The sequence below is a fragment of the Escherichia sp. WS1152 genome (genome assembly GCF_046487665.1).
Classification (GTDB): Bacteria; Pseudomonadota; Gammaproteobacteria; order Enterobacterales; family Enterobacteriaceae; genus Escherichia; species Escherichia coli.
The window spans coordinates 36,244-61,007 of the sequence record NZ_JBJQJA010000008.1; the positions used below are offsets into that span (position 1 = coordinate 36,244).

Sequence of the window (24,764 nt, forward strand, 5' to 3'; positions counted from 1 at the left end):
GACAGTGCACAGTGCGTTACATTTTTGCACCAACGATGAAATATTGCGCTATTCAGGCGCTCAATGATTCTTCTTCACGCACGCTGGCTGCCAGCTCTTCGCCCGCAAGTTGCAGTTGATACATCTGCCAGTAGCGTCCCTGGGCCGCCAGCAGTTGCTGGTGAGTGCCCTGCTCCACGGCTTGCCCACGATGAAGCACCAGAATGGTGTCGGCATCAACAATGGTCGATAAGCGGTGAGCAATCACCACCAGCGTGGTATGTTCACGCACAGCCGCCAGAGCATGTTGAATCGCCTGTTCAGTACCGGAGTCAATGCTGGCGGTTGCCTCATCAAGGATCAGGATTTGCGGCGTCTCCACCAACACGCGTGCCAGTGCCAGCAGTTGCTTTTGCCCGACGGAGAGATTATTCCCCTGCTCGCCCAGCGGCGTATAAATACCATCACTCATGCTGCGCGCCAGCTCCGCCAGTTGCACGGTTTCCAGCGCCTGCCAGACGCGTTCTTCGGAGATATCACGCCCCAGCGTCACGTTGGCGAGGAAGGTATCCGCCAGCACCACCGGATCTTGCTGCACCATTGCCACGCCCTGGCGCAGCGCGCTGTGACTTAGCGAACTTAATGGACGACCATCAAGGCGAATCTCACCTTCCGTTAGCGGGTAATAGCCCATCAATAAACTGGCGAGGGTGCTTTTGCCACTGCCGGTATGCCCGACCAGTGCCACAAAGTTACGCGAAGGCACAGAGAGATTAATGTTCTTTAGCACCAGATTGTCATCGCGATAAGCAAATGACACGTTATCGACTTCGATGGTGCCACTCTGTAACGGGCGCTCATCATTGCCATATTGCTGGCGCGGTCCGTCCATCAGTTCAAACACGCGCTCACCAGCAACAACAGCCTGTTGCAGCATCGCCTGTTGCGTGGTCAGTTCGATTAATGGTTCGTTAAGTCGCCCAAGATAGCTGATAAACGCATACAGCACGCCCACTTCAATGGTGCCGCTAGCGGAGAAGCCAAACAGCATCAACAAGCCACAAAGAATGAGCGATGAAAACAGACTCAGCAGCGGACGCAGCAGAAAACCGTCGAGGCGCAGGGTTTGCATCCTGGCCATATAGTGTGAACGACTGGCCTCCCCCATACGTTCGCCAAATCGCGCCTGCTGACGGAACTGCTGGATAACGCTCATGCCATTGATGATTTCGTTAAAGCCGTCGTTGATATCCGCTAGATAGGCGCGCACACGACGGACAATCGGCGTGCTGTAACGCTGGTATATCACCATTACCACCAGCACCACCGGGAAAATCATTATCGCCACCAGCGCCATTCGCCAGTCGAGGCTGAACATCGCCACCAGCATCGCGCCCACCAGTGCGGCGCTACGCAGGACAGTTGCCACTACGGTAACGTAGAGATCGCGGATCACTTCAGTGTCATTAGTGACGCGGGAAATCACCTGCCCGACGGGTTGGGTATCAAACTCGCTTAATGGCTGGCGCAATGCGGCATCCATCACGTCGGTACGCAACTGTTGCACTACGCCTACTGCCGCCCGATTAAACAGCAGCGACTGCGCGTAATGTAGCCCGGCGGCAAACAGTTGTAGCCCAACATACGCCGCCGCCAGCCCTGCAACCATTTTCAACGGCAGGTTATTTTTCGCTACCATATTGTCGATAAAATAGCTGATAAGCAGCGGCCCACTGACTTCTGCCGCTGCCGCAACCCACATCATCAGGACCGCAATCCCCAGCGGTTTCCGCCACGGCGAACCGTACGCTAACAGACGCTTGAGAGTCGGCCACAGTTGGCTAAAACTACGCATCGACGGCCTCCTCGCGAATTTCCGGAACGTCGTCGAGCGCCGCCTCCAGTTGTTGATAGCGATACATATCGCGATACCAGCCGCTTTGTTGCGCCAGCTCATCATGATTGCCACGCTGGGCGATATGTCCGTGCTGCATCACAATAATTTCACTGGCTTCCGTCAGTGCCGAAAGGCGATGGGCACTGATGATTACCGTTCTTCCCTGTCCCCACTGACGCAGGTTATGCAGGATCTGGTGCTCTGTGCGTCCGTCCACCGCCGAAAGCGCATCATCAAGGATGAGGATTTCCGCGTTGACTAATAACGCTCGAGCAATGGAGATACGCTGTTTTTGCCCACCGGAAAGCATCACGCCGCGCTCGCCCACTTCTGTATCGTAACCTTGCGGCAGACGCAAAATATCGTCATGTACGCTGGCTAACCGCGCTACGTGTTCAATCTCTTGCTGGGTGGCATTCGGGCAACCCAGCGCGATGTTATTCGCCACGGTGTCAGAAAAAAGGAATGGCGTCTGGCTGACCACCGCCAGGCGGCTACGCCAGCTATCGAGTTGTAACTTCGTCAGAGGAATATCATGAAAGCGAATATCCCCCTCGCTGACGTCGAAATGACGCTGAATGAGCGACAACAGGGTACTTTTGCCGGAACCAGTCGGCCCGCAAATACCCAGCATCTGACCGGGTTTCAGGGCGAAATTGACGTTTTCCAGCGCAGGATGGTCAGTCTGCGGATACGTGAACTGGTGAATATTTACATCCAGTTCGCCACGCCCTTCCGGCACGGGTTCGCTACCATCGTTCACCACCGGCGCTTCCGCCAGCATCGCGCGAATACGGCTGTACGCAGCACTACCACGTTCCACAATGTTAAACATCCATGCCAGCGCCAGCATTGGCCAAATCATCAGACCTAAATACATCATAAAACTGGTGAGCTGGCCCAGCGTTAAACTGCCCTGCACCACCATCCAACTACCGCCGCCAATCGCCAGCAAGTTCGCCATACCAATCGCGATATAGATGGTCGGGTCGAAACGAGCATCAATACGCGCCACCCGCATGTTTTTTTTGCCGGTATCTTCGGCATCCGCGGCAAATAACGCCGACTGGCGATCTTCCAGACCAAAGGCTTTGATCATGCGAATACTGGTGAGGCTTTCCTGGGTGCGGTCATTAAGACTAGAAAACGCCGCCTGTGCCAGCTTAAAGCGTTCATGCAAGGCATCGCCGTTGCGCTTAATCATGATCGCCATCACTGGCATCGGTAACAGGGCAAATAAGGTCAACTGCCAGCTAATTTGCGTAGACATCATAATCAACACAGCGCAGCCCATTACCAGTGAATCCACCAGCGTCAGCACCCCTTCTCCGGCGGCAAACACGACGCGATCGACGTCATTAGTCGCACGAGCCATGAGGTCACCCGTGCGATGACGCAGGTAAAACTCAGGATGCTGCCGGCTTAGCTGACGGTAATAATCTTCACGCAGTTCAACAGCCAGTTGATAAGACGCACCAAACAGCAATACGCGCCAGACGTAACGCAGGAGATAAACCACAACGGCAATCAGCACCATGGTGGCGATCCACATCAGGATCTGCCCGGTAGTAAAGTGTTGTTCTGTCACGCCATCGACAACAATACCAACCACTTTTGGCGGAACCAGTTGCAGCATCGCGATAATGACAAGCAAGGCGACAGCCCCGAGATAGCGACGCCATTCCCGACGGAAATACCAGCTTAATTGAGCAAATAATCGCACGCGTTGTGTCCTGACCTGATTCTGGATATTTATTCGATGGGTAAAGAAGTGGTGTATTTAATCTGTTCCATCGCGAAGCTGGAAGTGACGTCCGACAGCCCCGGCACGCTGTTTACCAGACGCTTATAAAACTCGTCGTAGCGTTTCATGTCGGCAACCTGGACGCGCATCAGATAATCGTATTCACCAGCCATGCGCCAGAACCCCAGCACTTCTGGCATTTCGGTAACCACCGTGACAAAGCGGCAATACCATTCGCTGCTGTGATGTTGCGTTTTTATCAGCACAAAGGCGGTCAGGCCGAGGCCTATTTTTTCCGGATCCAGCAGGGCGACTTTGCCGATAAGGATACCGTCGTCCTCCAGCCGTTTCAGGCGCTTCCAGCAGGGGGTGGTTGTCAGATTAACGGCTTCAGCCAGTGCCTGCAAAGAGAGGGTGCAATCCTGCTGTAGTAAGGCCAGCAGCTTACGGTCAATTTTATCTAACATAGCCCTTCCACAGAGAATTTTTTTCTCTTTTAATTCTATTTTAAAGGTGAAATCGCGACAATTTATTCTGTGCGGTTTAAACACCATGGCACAAAATGACAAACTCAACGCAAAAAAAACCGGGCAATTGCCCGGTGCTGGAAGGGATCTCGTTATTCGGGGGAATAAGGTAGATGTGGATAGTCCAACCAGTGCGTCAAATAGTGAGAGACAGCCTGATTTCGGCAATGTCCAATCACCGGTAAATGCGGGAGCTCCGCGCGCAGTTGCGGCATCGCATTGCCCATAATAAATCCGCTACCGACGCTGCCTAACATTTCGCGATCGTTCATCGCATCACCAAAGGCCATGCAATCGCGCAACGATAAACCTAAATGTTGGGTCAGCACCGTCAATGCAGCGCCTTTATTGCAGCCCACCGGCAGCACTTCGAGGCAATCCGTGGCGGAAAAACACAAATGTGCACGCTCGCCTAATGCTTCGTATAGCTGGATCTGCAAGCGTGTAAGATCGTCGTGATCGCCACAGAAGCAGATCTTGGTGACGCTGCCGAGTGGCATTTTTTTGACATCGATTATCTGATAACGAAAACCGCTATAGACAAATGCCTGCAACAACGCAGGGATCTCTTTCCCGGTAAACCAACCGTCGTCATTGAAGATATGCATGCTGGCTCGGGTATCCCATTGCTGATACAGCACCAGCTCCGCGACATCCGCAGGTAAATCATCACGATGTAAAAGTTCACCTTCCAGAGAATGCACGCGCGTTCCGTTGCCGGTAATCAAATATGCATCCAGCGATAGCGCCCCGAGAATATGCTGCATCTCCAGCGCATGACGCCCCGTGGCAAAAGTGAGGGTAATGTCGCGTTCACGCAGTCGCGCCAAAGTAGAGAGGGTTTTCTCACCTAAATGATGGTCAGGCATCAATAAAGTGCCATCCATATCAAATGCTGCCAGACGAGCCATTTCTTTCTCCACTCTGTGACACGGTTAATGGTGATTGAGTATCACCTGATATATACGGAAGTAATAGTGAATAGTTAAATAATATTGTTCCGGGTTTATATGCGATTGCTCAACCGTCTTAACCAGTATCAACGTCTGTGGCAACCTTCAGCCGGAAAGCCGCAAACCGTCACCGTCAGCGAACTGGCCGAACGCTGTTTTTGCAGCGAACGCCATGTTCGTACGCTGTTGCGTCAGGCACAGGAGGCGGGATGGCTGGAGTGGCAGGCGCAGTCAGGACGCGGAAAGCGCGGACAATTACGCTTTCTGGTCACGCCGGAATCGCTACGCAATGCGATGATGGAACAGGCACTGGAAACCGGAAAGCAGCAAGATGTGCTGGAGCTGGCGCAACTGGCCCCAGGTGAGCTGCGCACTCTGTTACAGCCGTTTATGGGCGGACAATGGCAAAACGATACACCCACGTTGCGTATTCCCTACTATCGCCCGCTCGAACCGCTACAACCAGGCTTTTTGCCCGGCCGTGCCGAGCAGCATCTCGCCGGGCAGATATTTTCCGGCCTGACCCGCTTCGATAATAATACTCAGCGCCCGATTGGCGATTTAGCGCATCACTGGGAAACCTCTACTGACGGGTTACGCTGGGACTTTTATCTTCGTTCAACCCTACACTGGCATAACGGCGATGCAGTAAAAGCCTCACACTTACACCAGCGATTATTGATGCTGTTACAACTGCCAGCACTGGATCAATTATTTATTAGCGTGAAGCGTATTGAAGTCACCCATCCGCAGTGTCTGACCTTCTTTTTACATCGCCCCGATTACTGGCTTGCGCACCGGCTGGCGAGCTATTGCAGCCATCTGGCGCATCCGCAATTCCCACTGATCGGCACGGGTCCTTTTCGCTTAACACAATTCACAGCGGAACTGGTGCGCCTGGAAAGCCATGATTATTACCATTTACGTCATCCACTGCTTAAAGCGGTTGAGTACTGGATAACTCCGCCGCTTTTCGAAAAAGATTTGGGAACCAGCTGTCGGCATCCCGTGCAAATCACCATCGGCAAACCGGAGGAGCTGCAACGGGTCAGCCAGGTCAGTAGTGGCATCAGTTTAGGTTTTTGCTATTTAACGTTGCGCAAAAGTCCCCGACTCTCCCTCTGGCAGGCGCGAAAAGTGATCTCCATTATTCATCAATCCGGTTTATTACAAACGTTAGAAGTAGGAGAAAACCTGATCACCGCCAGTCATGCATTACTGCCAGGCTGGACTATTCCGCAATGGCAAGTACCGGATGAAGTCAAACTACCGAAAACCTTGACGCTGGTTTATCACCTACCGATAGAACTTCATACCATGGCAGAACGCCTACAGGCGACACTGGCAGCGGAAGGCTGTGAACTTACAATTATTTTTCATAACGCAAAAAACTGGGACGACACGACCCTATTGGCACACGCAGACCTCATGATGGGCGACAGATTAATTGGCGAAGCACCGGAATATACTCTGGAGCAATGGCTACGTTGCGATCCACTATGGCCACATGTTTTCGACGCTCCAGCATATGCACATCTGCAATCGACGCTGGACGCGGTGCAAGTAATGCCTGATGAGGAAAACCGATTTAATGCCCTGAAAGCGGTTTTTAGCCAGTTAATGGCAGACGCGACGCTGACGCCGCTGTTCAACTATCACTATCGCATTAGTGCCCCTCCCGGCGTGAACGGTGTGCGACTGACACCGCGCGGCTGGTTTGAATTTACCGAAGCCTGGCTTCCCGCGCCGTCGCAATGAATAGCTGGTCCGGGTTAATCGCAGGCGTTACCATAACGCTTTTATTGTTCAAGCAGGATTATCTATGAAACGTGCTGTCGTTGTGTTCAGTGGAGGCCAGGATTCCACCACCTGTCTGGTGCAGGCATTACAACAATATGATGAAGTCCATTGCGTGACGTTCGATTACGGTCAGCGACATCGCGCAGAAATCGACGTGGCACGCGAACTGGCGCTGAAACTGGGAGCACGCGCGCATAAGGTTCTTGATGTAACGCTGCTCAACGAGCTGGCGGTCAGCAGCCTGACACGTGACAGCATTCCGGTGCCTGATTATGAACCTGAAGCCGATGGCATCCCGAATACGTTTGTCCCAGGGCGTAATATTTTGTTCCTGACGCTGGCGGCAATATATGCGTATCAGGTAAAAGCAGAAGCCGTAATTACCGGCGTCTGTGAAACGGATTTCTCCGGCTACCCGGATTGCCGCGATGAGTTTGTGAAAGCACTAAACCATGCCGTCAGTTTGGGCATGGCGAAAGATATTCGTTTTGAAACGCCGCTGATGTGGATTGATAAAGCGGAAACCTGGGCGCTGGCAGATTATTACGGCAAACTGGATTTAGTCCGTAACGAAACGTTGACCTGCTATAACGGCATTAAAGGCGACGGTTGCGGTCATTGTGCGGCATGTAATTTACGCGCCAACGGTTTGAATCATTATCTGGCCGATAAACCGACGGTGATGGCAGCGATGAAGCAGAAAACCGGGTTGAGGTAATTATTCCGGGTGTCGCCGGATGCGGCTTGAGCATCCGGCACCACAAAACGTTTACTTAACCATCTGCTCCAGCTTTTCGCGCAATTCCCCTTCCAGAGCTAATGCTTTCTGCGTTTTAAGATCAATACAAACAAACGTAATAAGCGCATCCGCTACCACCTGCCCTTCCGGCTCCAGTGTAATGACCTGGCTTAAGATGCCGCTTTTACCGTTTAATTGCTGCAACTGACTGGTAATAGTTAACAGGTCGCTTAATACCGCTGGGCGACGATAGTTAATATTGATATTGACCACGACGAAGGCGATGTTATGGGCCGTCATCCACTGAAAACTGTCGCTATTTTCCAACCCATCCCAGCGGGCTTCTTCGAGAAATTCAAGGTAGCGGGCGTTGTTGACGTGCTGGTAAACGTCGAGATGATATCCACGAACTTTGATTTGTGTTTGCATAGCGCAATAACCTTACGTTGTTGTTATAAGTACAGAGGTCATAACTGGTATGACCTCTTCAGTCTGGCAAAAAATTGCCACTATGCAAATTAATTACAGGGTTAATACCGCCAGATTACGTTCCACCAGCGAATTGCCCATCCCCGGCACCTGCTTTAGATCCTCCACCGTTTTAAACGGACCGTACTCTTCGCGATAACTGACAATCGCCTGCGCTTTCTTCAGGCCAACGCCATTCATCGCGCGGGCTAGCTCTTCCGCGCTGGCATTATTAATGCTGACCCGGGTGCCTTCTTCGTCACTAGCTTTCGCCGGTACTGCTGCTTTACTTTGTGCTGCAGGAGCTTCCGCTTTGGTTTCTACCGCCGTCGGTTTCGCCACAGAAGCTGCCGCCAGCGCGCTATGAGACATTCCGGCACAGGCCAGGGACAGGGTAATGAGCAGTGCTTTAATTCCGTGTTTCATACTGTTTTCTCCTTGTTTGTTAACAGTGGAATCACCTTAACGGCAGTGAAAACAGTAAACAAATGGCAATGTTCAGAAATGGAAAAGGCCGCGAAAGCGACCTTTTCTTGTTACAGCTGCAAAGCATTTTTTTGCGAGGCGGCTTCAGGATTATTGCTGTTCCAGCGCATCGCCAATTTTGATTTTCGCCTCTTTACGCAGGTTACTCATCAGAGCTTCAAATACGATTTGTGCATTGTTCTGGGTGATACCCTGCACCATCGCTTTTTTCTGATCTTCCGGCATTGAACCTTGTTTCACTTCATCCAGCGCCAGCAGAACCACATTACCTTGCATATCGGTCGCCATACCGTAGCTCGGTTTGTCTTTCGCTGGCAGTGGCAGTGCAAACGCCGCCTGGCTAATCGGGTCACGACCGGAACGGCTTAAGGTTTTCGGCTCGCCAAATTTCAGACCGGCAGCCTGCATAGCTTCCGCACCTTTGCCGGCTTTCAAATCAACCAGCAGTTTTTCAGCATCCACTTTCGCCTGTTGTTCAGCTTTGTTGTGCTGAACCAGTGCCTTAACTTGTTCCTGAACATCTGCCAACGGTTTCACCGCTTCCGGTTTGTGCTCGCTGATGCGCAGCACGAATGCGCGGTCGCCGTCTACGGTGATGATGTCAGAGTTGATGCCCGGCGCGCCGTTTTCACCTACCAGACCGCCGTTAAAGATAGCGTCGGCAACCGGCTTGAAGTTCAACTCTTCCGGCAGGTTATCTTTGCTGAACCAACCCGTCTGAGTGGCTTTAACGCCGGCAGCTTGCTCTGCACCGGCCAGAGACTCGGTGTCGTTGCTTGCCGCATCGCTAATTTTCTGCTGCAGCGCGTAGTACGCATCGAGGGCTTTTTCGTGTTTCACTTTCGCCGCGACATCGTCACGCACTTCGTCTAACGACTTCACTTTCGCTGGCTGAATGTCGTCCAGACGTACAATCAGGAAACCGACCGAAGATTTGATGACACCAGACAGTTGGCCTTTCTCTTTCAGACCAGCATTTTTCAGTTCGTCCGGGATAGTGGCATCTTCTAACCAACCCATATCGCCGCCGTTACGAGCAGAGATAATATCGGCAGATTTTTCTTTGGCTAATGCAGCAAAATCACCGCCTTTATTCAGCTCATCAAGTACCGCTTTCGCTTCATCTTCAGTTTTGGTCTGGATGATGCTGTAGCGGGTACGCTGCGGCTGGGTGAATTGATCCTGATGCTGATCGTAGTAGCTCTGGATATCCGCATCGCTAACCGGTTGCTGCATCGTTGCGGCATCCAGCTTGATGTAACTCACGCGGAATTGTTCCGGCGTCATGAAATTGTTTTTGTTTTGTTCGTAGTAGCTGGCAATTTCCTGTTCGGTCACAGGCTGCTTCGCCGCCAGCGCGTTAACATCGATAGTCGCTTCACGCACCAAGCGTTGTTGAGCGACCAGTGCCGCCAGCTCGTCGGTTTCACCTTTCAGCATAAAATCGGTACCAGCAACGCCGTTAATCAGCTGTTGGGTAGTGAGCTGGTTACGCAGCGCCTGGGCGTACTGATCGGCGGTCATCCCCATCTGGTTGAGGATACCGTTATAGCGGCTGTTATCAAATTTGCCGTCAACCTGGAAGGCTGGGGTCGCGAAAATCGCCTGTTTAACCTGCTCATCGCTGATACCCAGTTTCAGCTCACGTGCGTACTGATCCAGCAGCGCCTCGTCGATCAGACGATTCAGCACCTGTTGACGCAGGGTTTTCATATAGCCTTCGTTCGCTGCCAGCTCGGAGTATTGATCGCCCAGCTGTTGCTGCATGCGATTACGCTCGCTGTTGAAGGCATTCTCGAATTGCCCACGGCTGATTTCCTGGTCATTCACTTTTGCGGCGTAGTTATTGCCTCCGCCAATCAGGTAACCACTCACGCCGGTCAATATGAACGACACGATAATGATACCGAAAATAATCTTGAGCACGAGACTGTTTGCAGCCGTGCGTAAGCTGTCCATCATGGTGTAACAACACTCCGCTGTAGATGACTGTGTACCTCACGCAACGTATCGATGCGCGCAAAGGCCTATTGTGACAAGAAACGGGGGCAATTGTCAGCCCACAAGACACAGAAAGTCACCGAATACAAATAAAAAAGGCACATCAGTAGATGCGCCCTTGAACTTCGTCACATCCCCACTGGGGACAACGCTTAGTTTACCGCGTCTTTCAGTGCTTTACCTGCACGGAAGCTCGGTACTTTAGCGGCAGCGATGGTGATCTCTTTACCGGTCTGCGGGTTGCGGCCAGTACGGGCAGCACGCTCTTTAACGGCAAAAGTACCAAAACCTACCAGTGCTACATCATCCCCTTCTTTCAGAGATTCAGTTACGGAAGCAATAATAGCATCTAACGCACGGCCAGCCGCAGCTTTAGAGATATCAGCCCCTGCAGCAATCTTGTCGATCAATTGAGATTTATTCACTCTTCTCTTCCTCTTTATAATTTATATCGCACTTGAATCCTTCAAGGTACGAACGCGCAGCAGTTATATCAGGCCAGCCATCCCCTTACAACACCCCTTAATAAGGGCAAGCCCGATCCGCCATCTAACTTAGCGAGACAAAAAAAGGCTGGCAAGCCCGAATTAGCCTGCCAGCCCTGTTTTTATTAGTGCATTTTGCGCGAGGTCACTATTTTGCAGTCACAACCTGCATGCCAGACGGTTCATTTTGCAGCGCCAGAGTCAGAACTTCCTCAATGCGCTTCACAGGATGAATGTCCAGATCGGCAATTACGTTGTCAGGAATCTCTTCCAGATCGCGTTTATTTTCGAACGGAATTAACACTGTTTTAATCCCGCCGCGATGCGCTGCCAGTAGTTTTTCTTTCAAACCACCGATCGGCAGTACCTGACCACGCAGAGTGATCTCACCGGTCATTGCCACATCGGCACGAACCGGGTTACCGGTCAGGCAAGAAACCAGCGCGGTGCACATAGCAATACCAGCACTCGGACCATCTTTCGGCGTCGCACCTTCCGGTACGTGGACGTGGATGTCACGTTTTTCGTAAAAATCAGGGTTGATCCCCAGTTTTTCCGCACGCGCACGAACCACCGTTAACGCCGCCTGAATAGACTCCTGCATCACTTCGCCGAGCGAACCGGTATAGGTCAGTTTGCCTTTACCCGGAACACATGCGGTTTCAATGGTCAGCAAGTCACCGCCCACTTCCGTCCACGCCAGACCGGTTACCTGACCGACACGGTTTTCGTTATCAGCGCGACCATAGTCGAAACGCTGAACACCGAGGTAGTCATGCAGGTTATCGCCGTTAATTTCGATATGTTTTAATGACTTATCGAGCAGTAACTGCTTAACCGCTTTGCGGCACAGTTTGGAGATTTCACGCTCCAGACCACGCACGCCCGCCTCACGGGTGTAGTAACGAATAATGCCGATAATGGCGCTATCGTCGACGGTCAGCTCACCTTTTTTCAGTGCATTACGTTCAATCTGCTTCGGCAGCAGGTGACGTTTGGCGATGTTCAGTTTTTCATCTTCGGTATAACCGGAGAGGCGAATCACTTCCATACGATCCAGCAGCGGTGCCGGAATGTTCATGGAGTTCGACGTCGCGACAAACATCACGTCGCTGAGATCGTAATCCACTTCCAGGTAGTGGTCGCTGAACGCTACGTTCTGCTCTGGATCCAGCACTTCAAGCAGTGCAGAGGCCGGATCGCCTCGCATGTCAGAAGACATTTTGTCGATCTCATCGAGCAGGAACAGCGGGTTTTTCACGCCCACTTTCGCCATTTTCTGGATCAGTTTACCCGGCATAGAACCGATGTAAGTACGGCGGTGACCACGGATTTCCGCTTCATCACGCACGCCGCCCAGCGCCATACGGACATATTTACGCCCGGTGGCTTTGGCAATGGACTGACCAAGAGAGGTTTTACCTACCCCCGGCGGCCCTACCAGGCAGAGGATCGGTCCCTTGATTTTGTTGACACGGCTTTGAACCGCAAGGTACTCAAGGATGCGATCTTTCACGCGCTCCAGACCATAATGGTCGGTATCAAGGATTTCCTGCGCCTGACGCAGGTCTTTTTTGACCTTGCTACGCGCATTCCACGGCACCTGTACCATCCAGTCGATATAACCACGCACTACGGTCGCTTCTGCCGACATCGGAGACATCATTTTCAGCTTCTGCAACTCTGCTTCCGCTTTCTCTTTTGCCTCTTTCGGCATCTTCGCCGCGTCGATTTTGCGCTTCAGGGCTTCGTTTTCGTCCGGCGCGTCGTCCATTTCACCGAGTTCTTTCTGAATAGCTTTCATTTGCTCGTTCAGATAGTACTCACGCTGGGATTTCTCCATCTGCTTTTTAACGCGGTTGCGAATGCGTTTCTCAACCTGCAGCAGATCGATTTCCGATTCCATCATTGCCATCAGATATTCCAGACGTTCGTTAACGTCGGACATCTCCAGAACGGACTGTTTATCAGCCAGTTTCAGCGGCATATGTGCAGCAATGGTATCCGCCAGACGCGCCGGATCGTCGATGCTATTCAGCGACGTCAGCACTTCTGGTGGGATTTTTTTGTTCAGCTTGATGTAGCCTTCGAACTGGCTGATTGCAGTACGCACCAGCACTTCCTGTTCTCGCTCATCAATAGTCGGCGACTCCAGATACTCCGCCTTCGCAGAAAAGTGTTCGCCATTGTCAGAGAGCGCAGAAATACGCGCGCGCTGTAACCCCTCGACCAGCACTTTGACGGTGCCGTCAGGCAGTTTCAGCATCTGCAATATAGAGGCCACGGTCCCGACGGTGAAAAGATCGTTTACACCCGGCTCATCCGTTGAAGCTTCTTTCTGCGCGACCAGCATAATTTTTTTATCATGGTCCATCGCCGCTTCCAGACAACGGATAGATTTTTCCCGCCCGACAAATAAGGGGATGACCATGTGCGGATAAACCACCACATCGCGCAGCGGCAATACGGGGATTTCAATGCGTTCAGAACGCTCAGGATTCATAGAGCTCTCTCTTAGTTTAATTTCCGCCAGGTAATCAGATGACACGACTGTGCTTCACGCCATCTATTAACATGTACGTCAGTATATGGGGATGTTTCCCCCACATTCAACGCCGAGAATAGAGGAAAAATTAAAGGGGAGATAAAATCCCCCCTTTTTGGTTAACTAATTGTATGGGAATGGTTAATTATTCACCAGATGCCTGTTGCGCTTCCGGCTTGCCATAAATCAGCAACGGTTTGCTTTGACCATCAATTACCGACTCGTCGATAACCACTTTTTCGACATCTTCCATGGACGGCAGATCGTACATGGTATCGAGCAGTGCGGCTTCTACGATGGAACGCAGGCCACGGGCACCGGTTTTACGCGCCATCGCTTTCTTAGCGATAGCATCCAGCGCCTCGTCACGGAATTCCAGATCCACGCCTTCCAGATTAAACAGCGCCTGATACTGCTTGGTCAGGGCGTTTTTCGGCTCTTTGAGGATCTGAATCAGAGCTTCTTCGCTCAGTTCATTCAACGTTGCGACAACCGGCAGACGACCAATAAACTCAGGGATAAGACCAAACTTGATCAGATCTTCCGGTTCAACCTGCGCCAGCAGCTCGCCTTCGCTTGCTTTGTCGGACTTCGCTTTTACCGTCGCGCCAAAACCAATGCCGGAGCCGGTTTCTACACGATGGGAAATCACTTTATCCAGACCGGCAAACGCACCGCCACAAATAAACAGGATCTTAGAGGTATCAACCTGCAAGAATTCCTGCTGCGGATGTTTACGCCCACCTTGCGGTGGAACAGCAGCTACCGTACCTTCGATCAGTTTCAACAGTGCCTGCTGTACGCCTTCACCGGAAACGTCACGGGTAATAGACGGGTTGTCTGACTTACGAGAAATCTTGTCGATTTCATCGATGTAGACAATCCCGCGCTGCGCTTTCTGTACGTCGTAATCGCACTTCTGCAACAGCTTCTGAATGATGTTTTCAACGTCTTCGCCCACATAACCGGCTTCGGTCAGCGTGGTTGCGTCGGCCATGGTGAACGGGACGTCCAGCAGGCGCGCCAGCGTTTCAGCCAGCAGCGTTTTACCGGAACCAGTCGGACCGATCAGCAGAATGTTACTTTTGCCCAACTCGACACCATTGCTGGTATCGCCGTTGCGCAGACGTTTGTAATGGTTGTATACCGCGACCGCCAGCACTTTTTTCGCCTGTTCCTGGCCGATAACGTAATCGTCCAGGTGGTTACGAATTTCATGCGGCGTCGGTAGCGCACTGCGTTCACGATGCGGTGCAACTTCTTTAATCTCTTCGCGAATGATGTCGTTACATAAATCAACACATTCGTCGCAGATATACACGGATGGACCGGCAATCAGCTTGCGCACTTCATGCTGGCTTTTGCCGCAAAAAGAGCAATACAGCAATTTGCCTGAGCCATCTTTGCGTTTATCTGTCATGGGTCAAAACCTCTTCTTTGTACTTTGTGCCGCACACGACGACGCAAATGCCATTCTCAGGCGCAAGCCGCTTACAGCGTTGTGCCGCCCTGGATAAGTATAGCGGCACAGTTGCGCCTCTGGCATCAATTACGATGGGTCAGAATCGAATCGACCAGACCGTATTCCACCGCTTCAGGGGCGGAAAGGAAGCGATCGCGCTCGGTATCACGTTCAATCTGTTCTAATGATTGACCCGTATGAAGCGCCATAAGTTCATTCATACGCCCTTTAACTTTCAGAATTTCACGGGCATGAATTTCGATATCGGTCGCCTGGCCCTGGTAGCCGCCCAACGGTTGGTGAATCATCACGCGCGAATTCGGCAGGCAAAAACGTTTACCTTTTGCCCCTGCGGTCAGCAAGAAAGCGCCCATCGAGGCCGCCTGGCCCATACAGATGGTGCTGACATCAGGCTTGATAAACTGCATGGTGTCATAGATAGACATCCCGGCAGTAATCACCCCGCCTGGAGAGTTAATGTACAGATAGATATCTTTTTCTGGGTTTTCTGCTTCCAGGAACAGCATCTGCGCCACAATCAGGTTAGCCATGTGGTCTTCAACCTGGCCAGTTAGAAAAATGACGCGTTCCTTAAGTAGACGAGAATAGATATCAAAAGAGCGCTCACCTCGTGAGGTCTGTTCAATGACCATCGGCACCAGCGCCATATGGGGTGCAAAGTTATCTCGTTCGCCGCTGTATGACATTTCCGTCTCCTGGATAAAATTGAAAAAACCTGCTGTACCGATTGTAACCTTATGGACGGATTATCAGCTAGTCCCTGTGTTATGGGTACGGCATCACCATATTTCAAGCATAACAATCTTTTGTTGTTACGCTAACACCGAAAGAGGCTTTTCGCACGGTTCCATGCAAAATTCATGACAAAAAAAAGCCCACCACCTGGCGGTGACGGGCCTTTGTGCGAATTTAGCGCGTTATGCTGCGTAAATTACGCCTGCTGGTTCATCAGCTCGTTGAAAGTGGTTTCTTTTTCAGTCACTTTCGCTTTCGCCAGTACAGCTTCAACAGCCTGTTCTTCCAGAGCAACATTGCGCATGTTGTCCATCAGTTCTTTGTTTTTGCTGTAGAACTCGATAACTTCTTTCGGATCTTCGTACGCAGAAGCCATCTCTTCGATCAGGCCTTTCACGCGCTCTTCGTCAGCGTTCAGCTCGTTGGTGCGGATAACTTCGCCCAGCAGCAGGCCAACAACTACGCGGCGTTTAGCCTGTTCTTCGAACAGTTCGCGCGGCAGTTCCAGAGCTTGTTTTTCGTTGCCACCGAAACGCTGTGCAGCCTGACGACGCAGAACGTCGATTTCGCTGTCAATCAGCGCAGCCGGTACGTCGATGTCGTTAGCTTTTACCAGACCTTCGATCGCCTGAGACTTAACGCGGTTACGGATGGCGCTCTTCAGCTCGCGCTCCATGTTTTTACGCACTTCAGCGCGCAGACCTTCTACGGAACCATCTTCAACGCCGAAACGTTTGATGAATTCTGCAGTCAGTTCCGGCAGTTCACGCTCTTCAACTTTCTTCAGGTTGATAGCGAATTTCGCTGCTTTACCTTTCAGGTTTTCTGCGTGGTATTCTTCCGGGAAGGTCACGTCGATGGTGAACTCTTCGCCAGCTTTGTGGCCTTTGATACCGTCTTCAAAGCCCGGGATCATACGACCCTGGCCCATCGCCAGTACGAAATCAGACGCTTTACCGCCTTCGAACTCTTCGCCGTCTACAGAACCGGTGAAGTCGATGGTTACGCGGTCTTCTGCTTCAACAGCGCCGTCTTTTTCTTTCCAGGTCGCCTGCTGTTTACGCAGAGTATCCAGCATGCCGTCAACGTCAGCGTCGGTCACTTCAACGATCGGTTTTTCAACTTCGATCGCTTCCAGACCCTGCAGTTCAACTTCCGGATAAACTTCAAACTCTACAGAGTAGGTGAAGTCTTCACCCAGCTTGTATTCGCCCGGAACATAAGTCGGTGCGCCAGCCGGATTGATTTTTTCTTTAATGATGGCGTCAATGAAGTTACGGCTCATCAGGTCACCCAGAACGTCCTGGCGTACAGACGCGCCATAACGCTGAGCAACGATATTCATTGGCACTTTGCCTTTGCGGAAGCCGTCAATACGTACTTTTTTCGCAACGTTGACCAGCTCGCTTTTAACAGCGGTCTCGATGCTGTCAGCAGCGATAGTAATCGTTACACGGCGGCCAAGGCCTTGAGTGGTTTCAACTGAAACTTGCATCTTGTTACCTCAAAAAATCACAGTGCTCGGTCAACTCTTACCCCGCAAGCACAGGTTGTTGGCTTCGCGGAACCGGGATGTTCTTATAATCAATCACATTCCCTGTTACCAGAATCATCCCGAAAGCATTCAAATAGGACGCGGCATTATAGCGGCATCACTTTTATGAGTCGAGAACGGTTATTGCGCGCTGTCGCGTATTTTTTCACAATTCCCGGGCAATTTTCGTCTGAATGCTGGGCAAAAAGCGCAAAATCCAGACAAAACAAAACGGCCCGCAGGCCGTTTTTCATAAAATCTTTAGCAACATACTGGAAAAGCGCCGACAGTTGCAAATGCGTTTTTACGCGATGCTTCCTGCTCCACGACAGGGAGGAGAGGCAAAGACGGTGTCCTGCAACCCTTCCCACTCCTTAATAGTGTAAGTATGCAGAGCCAGCGCATGAACGGTAGTAGAGAGTTCCTCCGCTAAAGTACTGTAAATCATTCGATGACGATTCAGAAAACGTTCACCCGTAAAACGATCGCTGACCAGCACAACTTTAAAATGGCTTTCAGAGCCGGCTGGGACATTGTGACGATAGCTTTCATCCACTACTTCGAGGAATACGGGTTGGAACGCCGCCCTTAATTTTTCTTCTATCCGCTCACGTATCATCATGAAATATCTCCTCCGACAACGCTGAGATGTCATCCATCCCTTTAAATACTAGCCGCTTTTACCGTTTCCATTGCAGCTTAACAACAAATATTTAGGTTTCGTCCTGGTTTTTCCGTCAAGCGTATGAAGTTTACTGATTTAAAGATTGAAACACAGGCCTCGCATCAGTGTTTCTTTTGCCAGGGGCGATTATTTCGTCAACATGATGAATTTACATGCCTTACCCACTTCCCCTCGCCGTTGGCAATGTTATGATGGCGGGAATTTTTACCAAACACGCTTAAGAGTCTCTGAGAGCCCGAACATGTTCAAAAAAATCCTCTTCCCGTTAGTTGCTCTGTTTATGCTTGCAGGATGCGCAAAACCGCCAACAACTATTGAAGTTTCCCCGACGATTACACTGCCACAGCAGGATCCAAGCCTGATGGGCGTCACCGTAAGCATTAATGGTGCCGATCAGCGTACCGATCAGGCGCTGGCAAAAGTCACCCGCGATAATCAAATCGTTACCCTGACCGCCTCCCGCGATCTGCGTTTCCTGCTGCAAGAAGTGCTGGAAAAACAGATGACCGCGCGTGGTTACATGGTTGGTCCGAATGGCCCGGTTAATCTGCAAATCATCGTTAGCCAACTGTATGCTGACGTGTCCCAGGGCAACGTGCGCTACAACATCGCTACCAAAGCGGATATCGCCATCATCGCTACCGCGCAGAATGGCAACAAAATGACCAAAAACTATCGTGCCAGCTACAACGTTGAAGGTGCGTTCCAGGCCTCCAACAAAAATATCGCCGATGCGGTTAACAGTGTGCTGACCGATACCATCGCTGATATGTCTCAGGACACCAGCATTCACGAATTCATCAAGCAGAACGCGCGTTAATTTCTGCCCTCTGGCCCGGTGCAAGCCGGGCCTGTAGACGCCCATGTCCAGTCAATATTTACGTATTTTTCAACAGCCGCGTTCAGCCATATTGCTGATCCTGGGTTTTGCTTCCGGGCTACCGCTCGCCCTGACATCCGGCACCTTACAGGCCTGGATGACGGTCGAGAATATTGATCTCAAAACCATTGGTTTCTTCTCTCTGGTAGGCCAGGCTTACGTTTTTAAATTCCTCTGGTCACCGCTGATGGACCGCTACACGCCCCCATTTTTTGGGCGGCGGCGCGGTTGGCTGCTCGCCACGCAAATCCTGTTATTAGTCGCCATTGCGGCGATGGGTTTTCTCGAACCTGGCACCCAACTCCGCTGGATGGCGGCACTGGCGGTGGTGATCGCTTTTTGCTCGGCCTCCCAGGATATTGTCTTCGATGCGTGGAAAACCGATGTGCTCCCGGCAGAAGAACGTGGTGCGGGCGCGGCAATCAGCGTGCTGGGTTACCGTTTAGGGATGCTGGTTTCCGGCGGCTTAGCCCTGTGGCTGGCAGATAAATGGCTGGGCTGGCAGGGCATGTACTGGTTGATGGCGGCGCTGTTGATCCCCTGCATTATCGCGACGCTGCTTGCACCAGAACCAACCGACACTATTCCTGTGCCCAAAACGCTGGAACAAGCGGTTGTTGCCCCCCTGCGAGATTTCTTTGGCCGAAATAATGCGTGGCTGATTCTGCTGTTAATCGTTCTGTACAAGCTGGGCGATGCTTTCGCCATGAGCCTGACAACCACCTTTTTGATTCGCGGCGTCGGATTTGATGCCGGCGAAGTGGGTGTAGTTAACAAAACGCTCGGTCTGCTGGCGACCATCGTCGGCGCATTGTTCGGCGGAATTTTGATGCAGCGCCTGTCATTGTTCCGTGCGCTCATGATTTTCGGTATTTTACAAGGCGCGTCCAACGCAGGTTACTGGCTGCTTTCCGTGACTGATAAGCATCTCTACAGCATGGGCGCGGCCGTCTTTTTCGAAAACCTGTGTGGTGGGATGGGTACATCGGCGTTTGTAGCGCTGTTAATGACTTTGTGTAATAAGTCATTTTCCGCCACCCAGTTTGCTCTACTCTCGGCGCTTTCTGCTGTAGGACGGGTTTATGTAGGACCAGTAGCTGGTTGGTTTGTGGAAGCTCACGGCTGGCCGACGTTCTATCTGTTCTCTGTTGCCGCCGCCATACCAGGACTTATTCTGCTGCTGGTCTGCAGACAGACGCTGGAGTACACGCGGGTCAATGACAATTTTATCCCACGTACCGAGTATCCATCAGGTTATGCCTTCGCCATGTGGACACTGGCGGCGGGCGTCAGCCTGTTGGCCGTGTGGTTACTGCTGTTGACGATGGACGCGCTGGATTTGACGCACTTCTCTTTCCTGCCTGCTCTGCTGGAAGTCGGGGTTTTAGTCGCCCTTTCTGGCGTCGTGCTTGGTGGTTTGCTGGATTATCTGGCGCTACGAAAAACGCATCTGACGTAATCTGTAAATATTATTTAGCTGTAGTAATCACTCGCCGTAATTATTACGGCTAAATAAACATCAGTATCGCTTAATAATATTTGTTCTTTTGTGCGGCTTAGCGTTTGGAAATTATTGACGCAATTTATGAATTCTATTTTTTCTTACACGATTCAGCTAATGAGTCTTTATTTTCCCCCCACCCAATTGTCACCATAATGATAATTATTTGTTAAACAATTGTTTTATTCCAGATTGGTTATACCAATTGCCCGTCCAAACTCCTTCTGCACTCCCCTTTCGTTATAACGCCCTTTTGCAACAGCTTCTTAAAATCAACTTGATATGTTTTGCAACATATGTGACCTGACAGCCAAATCCAAGTAACAGGAATTTAATCATGTTTACAGTAATGTAACCTTCCCGTAAAATGCCCACACACTTTAAACGCCACCAGATCCCGTGGAATTGAGGTCGTTAAATGAGACTCAGGAAATACAATAAAAGTTTGGGATGGTTGTCATTATTTGCAGGCACTGTATTGCTCAGTGGCTGTAATTCTGCGCTGTTAGATCCCAAAGGACAGATTGGTCTGGAGCAACGTTCACTGATACTGACGGCATTTGGCCTGATGTTGATTGTCGTTATTCCCGCAATCTTGATGGCTGTTGGTTTCGCCTGGAAGTATCGTGCGAGCAATAAAGATGCTAAGTACAGCCCGAACTGGTCACACTCCAATAAAGTGGAAGCTGTGGTCTGGACGGTACCTATCTTAATCATCATCTTCCTTGCGGTACTGACCTGGAAAACCACTCACGCTCTTGAGCCTAGCAAGCCGCTGGCACACGACGAGAAGCCCATTACCATCGAAGTGGTTTCCATGGACTGGAAATGGTTCTTCATCTACCCGGAACAGGGCATTGCTACCGTGAATGAAATCGCTTTCCCGGCGAACACTCCGGTGTACTTCAAAGTGACCTCCAACTCCGTGATGAACTCCTTCTTCATTCCGCGTCTGGGTAGCCAGATTTATGCCATGGCCGGTATGCAGACTCGCCTGCATCTGATCGCCAACGAACCCGGTACTTATGACGGTATCTCCGCCAGCTACAGCGGGCCGGGCTTCTCAGGCATGAAGTTCAAAGCTATTGCAACACCGGATCGCGCCGAATTCGACCAATGGGTCGCAAAAGCGAAACAGTCGCCGAACACCATGTCTGACATGGCTGCGTTCGAAAAACTGGCCGCGCCTAGCGAATACAACCAGGTGGAATATTTCTCCAACGTGAAACCAGACTTGTTTGCCGATGTAATTAACAAGTTTATGGCTCACGGTAAGAGCATGGACATGACCCAGCCAGAAGGTGAGCACAGCGCACACGAAGGTATGGAAGGCATGGACATGAGCCACGCGGAATCCGCCCATTAAAGGGGTTGAGGAAGAATAAAGATGTTCGGAAAATTATCACTTGATGCAGTCCCGTTCCATGAACCTATCGTCATGGTTACGATCGCTGGCATTATTTTGGGAGGTCTGGCGCTCGTTGGCCTGATCACTTACTTCGGTAAGTGGACCTACCTGTGGAAAGAGTGGCTGACCTCCGTCGACCATAAACGCCTCGGTATCATGTATATCATCGTGGCGATTGTGATGTTGCTGCGTGGTTTTGCTGACGCCATTATGATGCGTAGCCAGCAGGCTCTTGCCTCGGCGGGCGAAGCGGGCTTCCTGCCACCTCACCACTACGATCAGATCTTCACCGCGCACGGCGTGATTATGATCTTCTTCGTGGCGATGCCTTTCGTTATCGGTCTGATGAACCTGGTGGTTCCGCTGCAGATCGGCGCGCGTGACGTTGCGTTCCCGTTCCTCAACAACTTAAGCTTCTGGTTTACTGTTGTTGGTGTGATTCTGGTTAACGTTTCTCTCGGCGTGGGCGAATTTGCGCAGACCGGCTGGCTGGCCTATCCACCGCTATCGGGAATAGAGTACAGTCCGGGAGTCGGTGTCGATTACTGGATATGGAGTCTCCAGCTATCCGGTATAGGTACGACGCTTACCGGTATCAACTTCTTCGTTACCATTCTGAAGATGCGCGCACCGGGCATGACCATGTTCAAGATGCCAGTATTTACCTGGGCATCACTGTGCGCGAACGTACTGATTATTGCTTCCTTCCCAATTCTGACGGTTACCGTCGCGTTGTTGACCCTGGATCGCTATCTGGGCACCCATTTCTTTACCAACGATATGGGTGGCAACATGATGATGTACATCAACCTGATTTGGGCCTGGGGCCACCCGGAAGTTTACATCCTGATCCTGCCTGTTTTCGGTGTGTTCTCCGAAATTGCGGCAACCTTCTCGCGTAAACGTCTGTTTGGTTATACCTCGCTGGTATGGGCAACCGTCTGTATCACCGTGCTGTCGTTCATCGTTTGGCTGCACCACTTCTTTACGATGGGTGCGGGCGCGAACGTAAACGCCTTCTTTGGTATCACCACAATGATTATCGCCATCCCGACCGGGGTGAAGATCTTCAACTGGCTGTTCACCATGTATCAGGGCCGCATCGTGTTCCATTCTGCGATGCTGTGGACCATCGGTTTTATCGTCACTTTCTCGGTGGGCGGGATGACTGGCGTGCTGCTGGCAGTACCGGGCGCGGACTTCGTTCTGCATAACAGCCTGTTCCTGATTGCGCACTTCCATAACGTTATCATCGGCGGCGTGGTCTTCGGCTGCTTCGCAGGGATGACCTACTGGTGGCCTAAAGCGTTCGGTTTCAAACTGAATGAAACCTGGGGTAAACGCGCGTTCTGGTTCTGGATCATCGGCTTCTTCGTTGCCTTTATGCCGCTGTATGCGCTGGGCTTCATGGGCATGACCCGTCGTTTGAGCCAGCAGATTGACCCGCAGTTCCACACCATGCTGATGATTGCAGCTAGCGGTGCAGTACTGATTGCGCTGGGTATTCTCTGCCTCGTTATTCAGATGTACGTTTCTATTCGCGACCGCGACCAGAACCGTGACCTGACTGGCGACCCGTGGGGTGGTCGTACGCTGGAGTGGGCAACCTCTTCCCCGCCTCCGTTCTATAACTTTGCCGTTGTGCCGCACGTTCACGAACGTGATGCATTCTGGGAAATGAAAGAGAAAGGCGAAGCGTATAAAAAGCCTGACCACTATGAAGAAATTCATATGCCGAAAAACAGCGGTGCAGGTATCGTCATTGCGGCTTTCTCCACCATCTTCGGTTTCGCCATGATCTGGCATATCTGGTGGCTGGCGATTGTTGGCTTCGCAGGCATGATCATCACCTGGATCGTGAAAAGCTTCGACGAGGACGTGGATTACTACGTGCCGGTGGCAGAAATCGAAAAACTGGAAAACCAGCATTTCGATGAGATTACTAAGGCAGGGCTGAAAAATGGCAACTGATACTTTGACGCACGCGACTGCCCACGCGCACGAACACGGGCACCACGATGCAGGCGGAACCAAAATCTTCGGATTTTGGATCTACCTGATGAGCGACTGCATTCTGTTCTCTATCTTGTTTGCTACCTATGCCGTTCTGGTGAACGGCACCGCAGGCGGCCCGACAGGTAAGGACATTTTCGAACTGCCGTTCGTTCTGGTTGAAACTTTCTTGCTGTTGTTCAGCTCCATCACCTACGGCATGGCGGCTATCGCCATGTACAAAAACAACAAAAGCCAGGTTATCTCCTGGCTGGCGTTGACCTGGTTGTTTGGCGCCGGATTTATCGGGATGGAAATCTACGAATTCCATCACCTGATTGTTAACGGCATGGGTCCGGATCGCAGCGGCTTCCTGTCAGCGTTCTTTGCGCTGGTCGGCACGCACGGTCTGCACGTCACTTCCGGTCTTATCTGGATGGCGGTGCTGATGGTACAAATCGCTCGTCGCGGCCTGACCAGCACTAACCGTACCCGCATCATGTGCCTGAGCCTGTTCTGGCACTTCCTGGATGTGGTTTGGATCTGTGTGTTCACTGTTGTTTATCTGATGGGGGCGATGTAATGAGTCATTCTACCGATCACAGCGGCGCGTCCCATGGCAGCGTAAAAACCTACATGACAGGCTTTATCCTGTCGATCATTCTGACGGTGATTCCGTTCTGGATGGTGATGACAGGGGCTGCCTCTCCGGCCGTAATTCTGGGAACAATCCTGGCAATGGCAGTGGTACAGGTTCTGGTGCATCTGGTGTGCTTCCTGCACATGAATACCAAATCAGATGAAGGCTGGAACATGACGGCGTTTGTCTTCACCGTGCTAATCATCGCTATCCTGGTTGTAGGCTCCATCTGGATTATGTGGAACCTCAACTACAACATGATGATGCACTAAGAGCGGCGGT

Annotated in this window: 21 protein-coding genes; 8 read left to right on the forward strand and 13 right to left on the reverse strand. The window is 51.4% G+C overall.

What is annotated here, in order from left to right; genetic code table 11:
- Nucleotides 1-52: 52 nt before the first annotated feature.
- From ACJHW7_RS14290 to cof, 4 genes are all read right to left on the reverse strand, one after another.
- Nucleotides 53-1,834 carry a SmdB family multidrug efflux ABC transporter permease/ATP-binding protein gene (locus ACJHW7_RS14290; RefSeq protein WP_001256180.1) on the reverse strand — a complete coding sequence of 594 codons (1,782 nt, stop codon included), beginning with the start codon at nt 1,832-1,834 and terminating at the stop codon, nt 53-55.
- On the reverse strand, nt 1,827-3,599 hold the full coding sequence (locus ACJHW7_RS14295) for a SmdA family multidrug ABC transporter permease/ATP-binding protein (protein ID WP_001235609.1): 1,773 nt from the start codon (nt 3,597-3,599) through the stop codon (nt 1,827-1,829). Before ACJHW7_RS14295 ends, ACJHW7_RS14290 begins: the two co-directional genes overlap by 8 nt.
- 29 nt (nt 3,600-3,628) lie before the next feature.
- Nucleotides 3,629-4,087, reverse strand: a complete 459-nt coding sequence (decR, locus tag ACJHW7_RS14300) for a DNA-binding transcriptional regulator DecR (protein ID WP_000884589.1) — start codon at nt 4,085-4,087, stop codon at nt 3,629-3,631.
- 152 nt (nt 4,088-4,239) lie between these two features.
- Complete coding sequence (gene cof, locus ACJHW7_RS14305; protein ID WP_000113027.1) at nt 4,240-5,058, reverse strand: HMP-PP phosphatase; 819 nt, start codon at nt 5,056-5,058, stop codon at nt 4,240-4,242.
- A gap of 99 nt (nt 5,059-5,157) precedes the next feature.
- Here cof and ACJHW7_RS14310 point away from each other — a divergent pair, with 99 nt between their 5' ends.
- Nucleotides 5,158-6,858 carry an SgrR family transcriptional regulator gene (locus ACJHW7_RS14310; RefSeq protein ID WP_001238237.1) on the forward strand — a complete coding sequence of 567 codons (1,701 nt, stop codon included), beginning with the start codon at nt 5,158-5,160 and terminating at the stop codon, nt 6,856-6,858.
- Nucleotides 6,859-6,922: 64 nt separating this feature from the next.
- On the forward strand, nt 6,923-7,618 hold the full coding sequence (queC, locus tag ACJHW7_RS14315; protein ID WP_000817229.1) for a 7-cyano-7-deazaguanine synthase QueC: 696 nt from the start codon (nt 6,923-6,925) through the stop codon (nt 7,616-7,618).
- Nucleotides 7,619-7,669: 51 nt separating this feature from the next.
- Here queC and fadM read toward each other — a convergent pair whose 3' ends face one another.
- The 9 genes from fadM to bolA all read right to left on the reverse strand — a co-directional run bounded on the left by fadM (nt 7,670) and on the right by bolA (nt 17,998).
- Nucleotides 7,670-8,068, reverse strand: a complete 399-nt coding sequence (gene fadM / locus ACJHW7_RS14320) for a long-chain acyl-CoA thioesterase FadM (protein ID WP_001194534.1) — start codon at nt 8,066-8,068, stop codon at nt 7,670-7,672.
- A gap of 93 nt (nt 8,069-8,161) precedes the next feature.
- On the reverse strand, nt 8,162-8,533 hold the full coding sequence (locus ACJHW7_RS14325; protein ID WP_000680312.1) for a helix-hairpin-helix domain-containing protein: 372 nt from the start codon (nt 8,531-8,533) through the stop codon (nt 8,162-8,164).
- Nucleotides 8,534-8,683: 150 nt separating this feature from the next.
- On the reverse strand, nt 8,684-10,555 hold the full coding sequence (ppiD, locus tag ACJHW7_RS14330) for a peptidylprolyl isomerase (protein ID WP_021556563.1): 1,872 nt from the start codon (nt 10,553-10,555) through the stop codon (nt 8,684-8,686).
- 191 nt (nt 10,556-10,746) lie between these two features.
- The gene (gene hupB, locus ACJHW7_RS14335) at nt 10,747-11,037 is read right to left on the reverse strand and encodes a nucleoid-associated protein HU-beta (RefSeq protein WP_254892905.1); all 291 of its coding nucleotides are present in this window, start codon (nt 11,035-11,037) and stop codon (nt 10,747-10,749) included.
- A 190-nt stretch (nt 11,038-11,227) separates the two neighbouring features.
- The gene (lon, locus tag ACJHW7_RS14340) at nt 11,228-13,582 is read right to left on the reverse strand and encodes an endopeptidase La (RefSeq protein WP_001295325.1); all 2,355 of its coding nucleotides are present in this window, start codon (nt 13,580-13,582) and stop codon (nt 11,228-11,230) included.
- Nucleotides 13,583-13,769: 187 nt separating this feature from the next.
- Entirely contained in the window at nt 13,770-15,044 is a 1,275-nt protein-coding gene (gene clpX / locus ACJHW7_RS14345) for an ATP-dependent protease ATP-binding subunit ClpX (protein ID WP_000130305.1), read from the reverse strand.
- A 125-nt stretch (nt 15,045-15,169) separates the two neighbouring features.
- Nucleotides 15,170-15,793: an ATP-dependent Clp endopeptidase proteolytic subunit ClpP gene (clpP, locus tag ACJHW7_RS14350; protein ID WP_000122253.1), complete on the reverse strand. Its 624-nt coding sequence runs from the start codon at nt 15,791-15,793 to the stop codon at nt 15,170-15,172.
- A 245-nt stretch (nt 15,794-16,038) separates the two neighbouring features.
- Entirely contained in the window at nt 16,039-17,337 is a 1,299-nt protein-coding gene (gene tig / locus ACJHW7_RS14355) for a trigger factor (protein WP_001717767.1), read from the reverse strand.
- A gap of 343 nt (nt 17,338-17,680) precedes the next feature.
- Entirely contained in the window at nt 17,681-17,998 is a 318-nt protein-coding gene (gene bolA, locus ACJHW7_RS14360; RefSeq protein WP_000973448.1) for a transcriptional regulator BolA, read from the reverse strand.
- Between the two features lie 304 nt (nt 17,999-18,302).
- On the opposite strand from bolA, the gene ACJHW7_RS14365 reads away from it, so the two are divergent.
- The 6 genes from ACJHW7_RS14365 (at nt 18,303) to ACJHW7_RS14390 (ending at nt 24,754) form a co-directional block, all read left to right on the forward strand.
- Nucleotides 18,303-18,881 (forward strand): lipoprotein, encoded by a 579-nt coding sequence (locus ACJHW7_RS14365; RefSeq protein ID WP_001295326.1) that lies wholly within the window; start codon nt 18,303-18,305, stop codon nt 18,879-18,881.
- A 43-nt stretch (nt 18,882-18,924) separates the two neighbouring features.
- Nucleotides 18,925-20,400: a muropeptide MFS transporter AmpG gene (gene ampG / locus ACJHW7_RS14370; protein WP_001717766.1), complete on the forward strand. Its 1,476-nt coding sequence runs from the start codon at nt 18,925-18,927 to the stop codon at nt 20,398-20,400.
- Between the two features lie 460 nt (nt 20,401-20,860).
- Entirely contained in the window at nt 20,861-21,808 is a 948-nt protein-coding gene (gene cyoA, locus ACJHW7_RS14375; protein WP_001239441.1) for a cytochrome o ubiquinol oxidase subunit II, read from the forward strand.
- Nucleotides 21,809-21,829: 21 nt separating this feature from the next.
- Entirely contained in the window at nt 21,830-23,821 is a 1,992-nt protein-coding gene (gene cyoB / locus ACJHW7_RS14380) for a cytochrome o ubiquinol oxidase subunit I (RefSeq protein WP_000467180.1), read from the forward strand.
- Entirely contained in the window at nt 23,811-24,425 is a 615-nt protein-coding gene (locus ACJHW7_RS14385) for a cytochrome o ubiquinol oxidase subunit III (RefSeq protein ID WP_000179819.1), read from the forward strand. The genes cyoB and ACJHW7_RS14385 overlap by 11 nt, the downstream gene beginning before the upstream one ends.
- Nucleotides 24,425-24,754: a cytochrome o ubiquinol oxidase subunit IV gene (locus tag ACJHW7_RS14390; RefSeq protein ID WP_000019869.1), complete on the forward strand. Its 330-nt coding sequence runs from the start codon at nt 24,425-24,427 to the stop codon at nt 24,752-24,754. Before ACJHW7_RS14385 ends, ACJHW7_RS14390 begins: the two co-directional genes overlap by 1 nt.
- Nucleotides 24,755-24,764: the final 10 nt, after the last annotated feature.

Excerpts from the sequence above, each read along its gene's own strand:
- ACJHW7_RS14290 (WP_001256180.1), bottom strand. The coding sequence starts at position 1,834 with ATGCGTAGTTTTAGCCAACTGTGGCCGACTCTCAAGCGTCTGTTAGCG.
- decR (WP_000884589.1), bottom strand. The coding sequence starts at position 4,087 with ATGTTAGATAAAATTGACCGTAAGCTGCTGGCCTTACTACAGCAGGAT.
- cof (WP_000113027.1), bottom strand. The coding sequence starts at position 5,058 with ATGGCTCGTCTGGCAGCATTTGATATGGATGGCACTTTATTGATGCCT.
- ACJHW7_RS14310 (WP_001238237.1), top strand. The coding sequence starts at position 5,158 with ATGCGATTGCTCAACCGTCTTAACCAGTATCAACGTCTGTGGCAACCT.
- queC (WP_000817229.1), top strand. The coding sequence starts at position 6,923 with ATGAAACGTGCTGTCGTTGTGTTCAGTGGAGGCCAGGATTCCACCACC.
- fadM (WP_001194534.1), bottom strand. The coding sequence starts at position 8,068 with ATGCAAACACAAATCAAAGTTCGTGGATATCATCTCGACGTTTACCAG.
- ACJHW7_RS14325 (WP_000680312.1), bottom strand. The coding sequence starts at position 8,533 with ATGAAACACGGAATTAAAGCACTGCTCATTACCCTGTCCCTGGCCTGT.
- ppiD (WP_021556563.1), bottom strand. The coding sequence starts at position 10,555 with ATGATGGACAGCTTACGCACGGCTGCAAACAGTCTCGTGCTCAAGATT.
- lon (WP_001295325.1), bottom strand. The coding sequence starts at position 13,582 with ATGAATCCTGAGCGTTCTGAACGCATTGAAATCCCCGTATTGCCGCTG.
- clpX (WP_000130305.1), bottom strand. The coding sequence starts at position 15,044 with ATGACAGATAAACGCAAAGATGGCTCAGGCAAATTGCTGTATTGCTCT.
- clpP (WP_000122253.1), bottom strand. The coding sequence starts at position 15,793 with ATGTCATACAGCGGCGAACGAGATAACTTTGCACCCCATATGGCGCTG.
- tig (WP_001717767.1), bottom strand. The coding sequence starts at position 17,337 with ATGCAAGTTTCAGTTGAAACCACTCAAGGCCTTGGCCGCCGTGTAACG.
- bolA (WP_000973448.1), bottom strand. The coding sequence starts at position 17,998 with ATGATGATACGTGAGCGGATAGAAGAAAAATTAAGGGCGGCGTTCCAA.
- ACJHW7_RS14365 (WP_001295326.1), top strand. The coding sequence starts at position 18,303 with ATGTTCAAAAAAATCCTCTTCCCGTTAGTTGCTCTGTTTATGCTTGCA.
- ampG (WP_001717766.1), top strand. The coding sequence starts at position 18,925 with ATGTCCAGTCAATATTTACGTATTTTTCAACAGCCGCGTTCAGCCATA.
- cyoA (WP_001239441.1), top strand. The coding sequence starts at position 20,861 with ATGAGACTCAGGAAATACAATAAAAGTTTGGGATGGTTGTCATTATTT.
- cyoB (WP_000467180.1), top strand. The coding sequence starts at position 21,830 with ATGTTCGGAAAATTATCACTTGATGCAGTCCCGTTCCATGAACCTATC.
- ACJHW7_RS14385 (WP_000179819.1), top strand. The coding sequence starts at position 23,811 with ATGGCAACTGATACTTTGACGCACGCGACTGCCCACGCGCACGAACAC.
- ACJHW7_RS14390 (WP_000019869.1), top strand. The coding sequence starts at position 24,425 with ATGAGTCATTCTACCGATCACAGCGGCGCGTCCCATGGCAGCGTAAAA.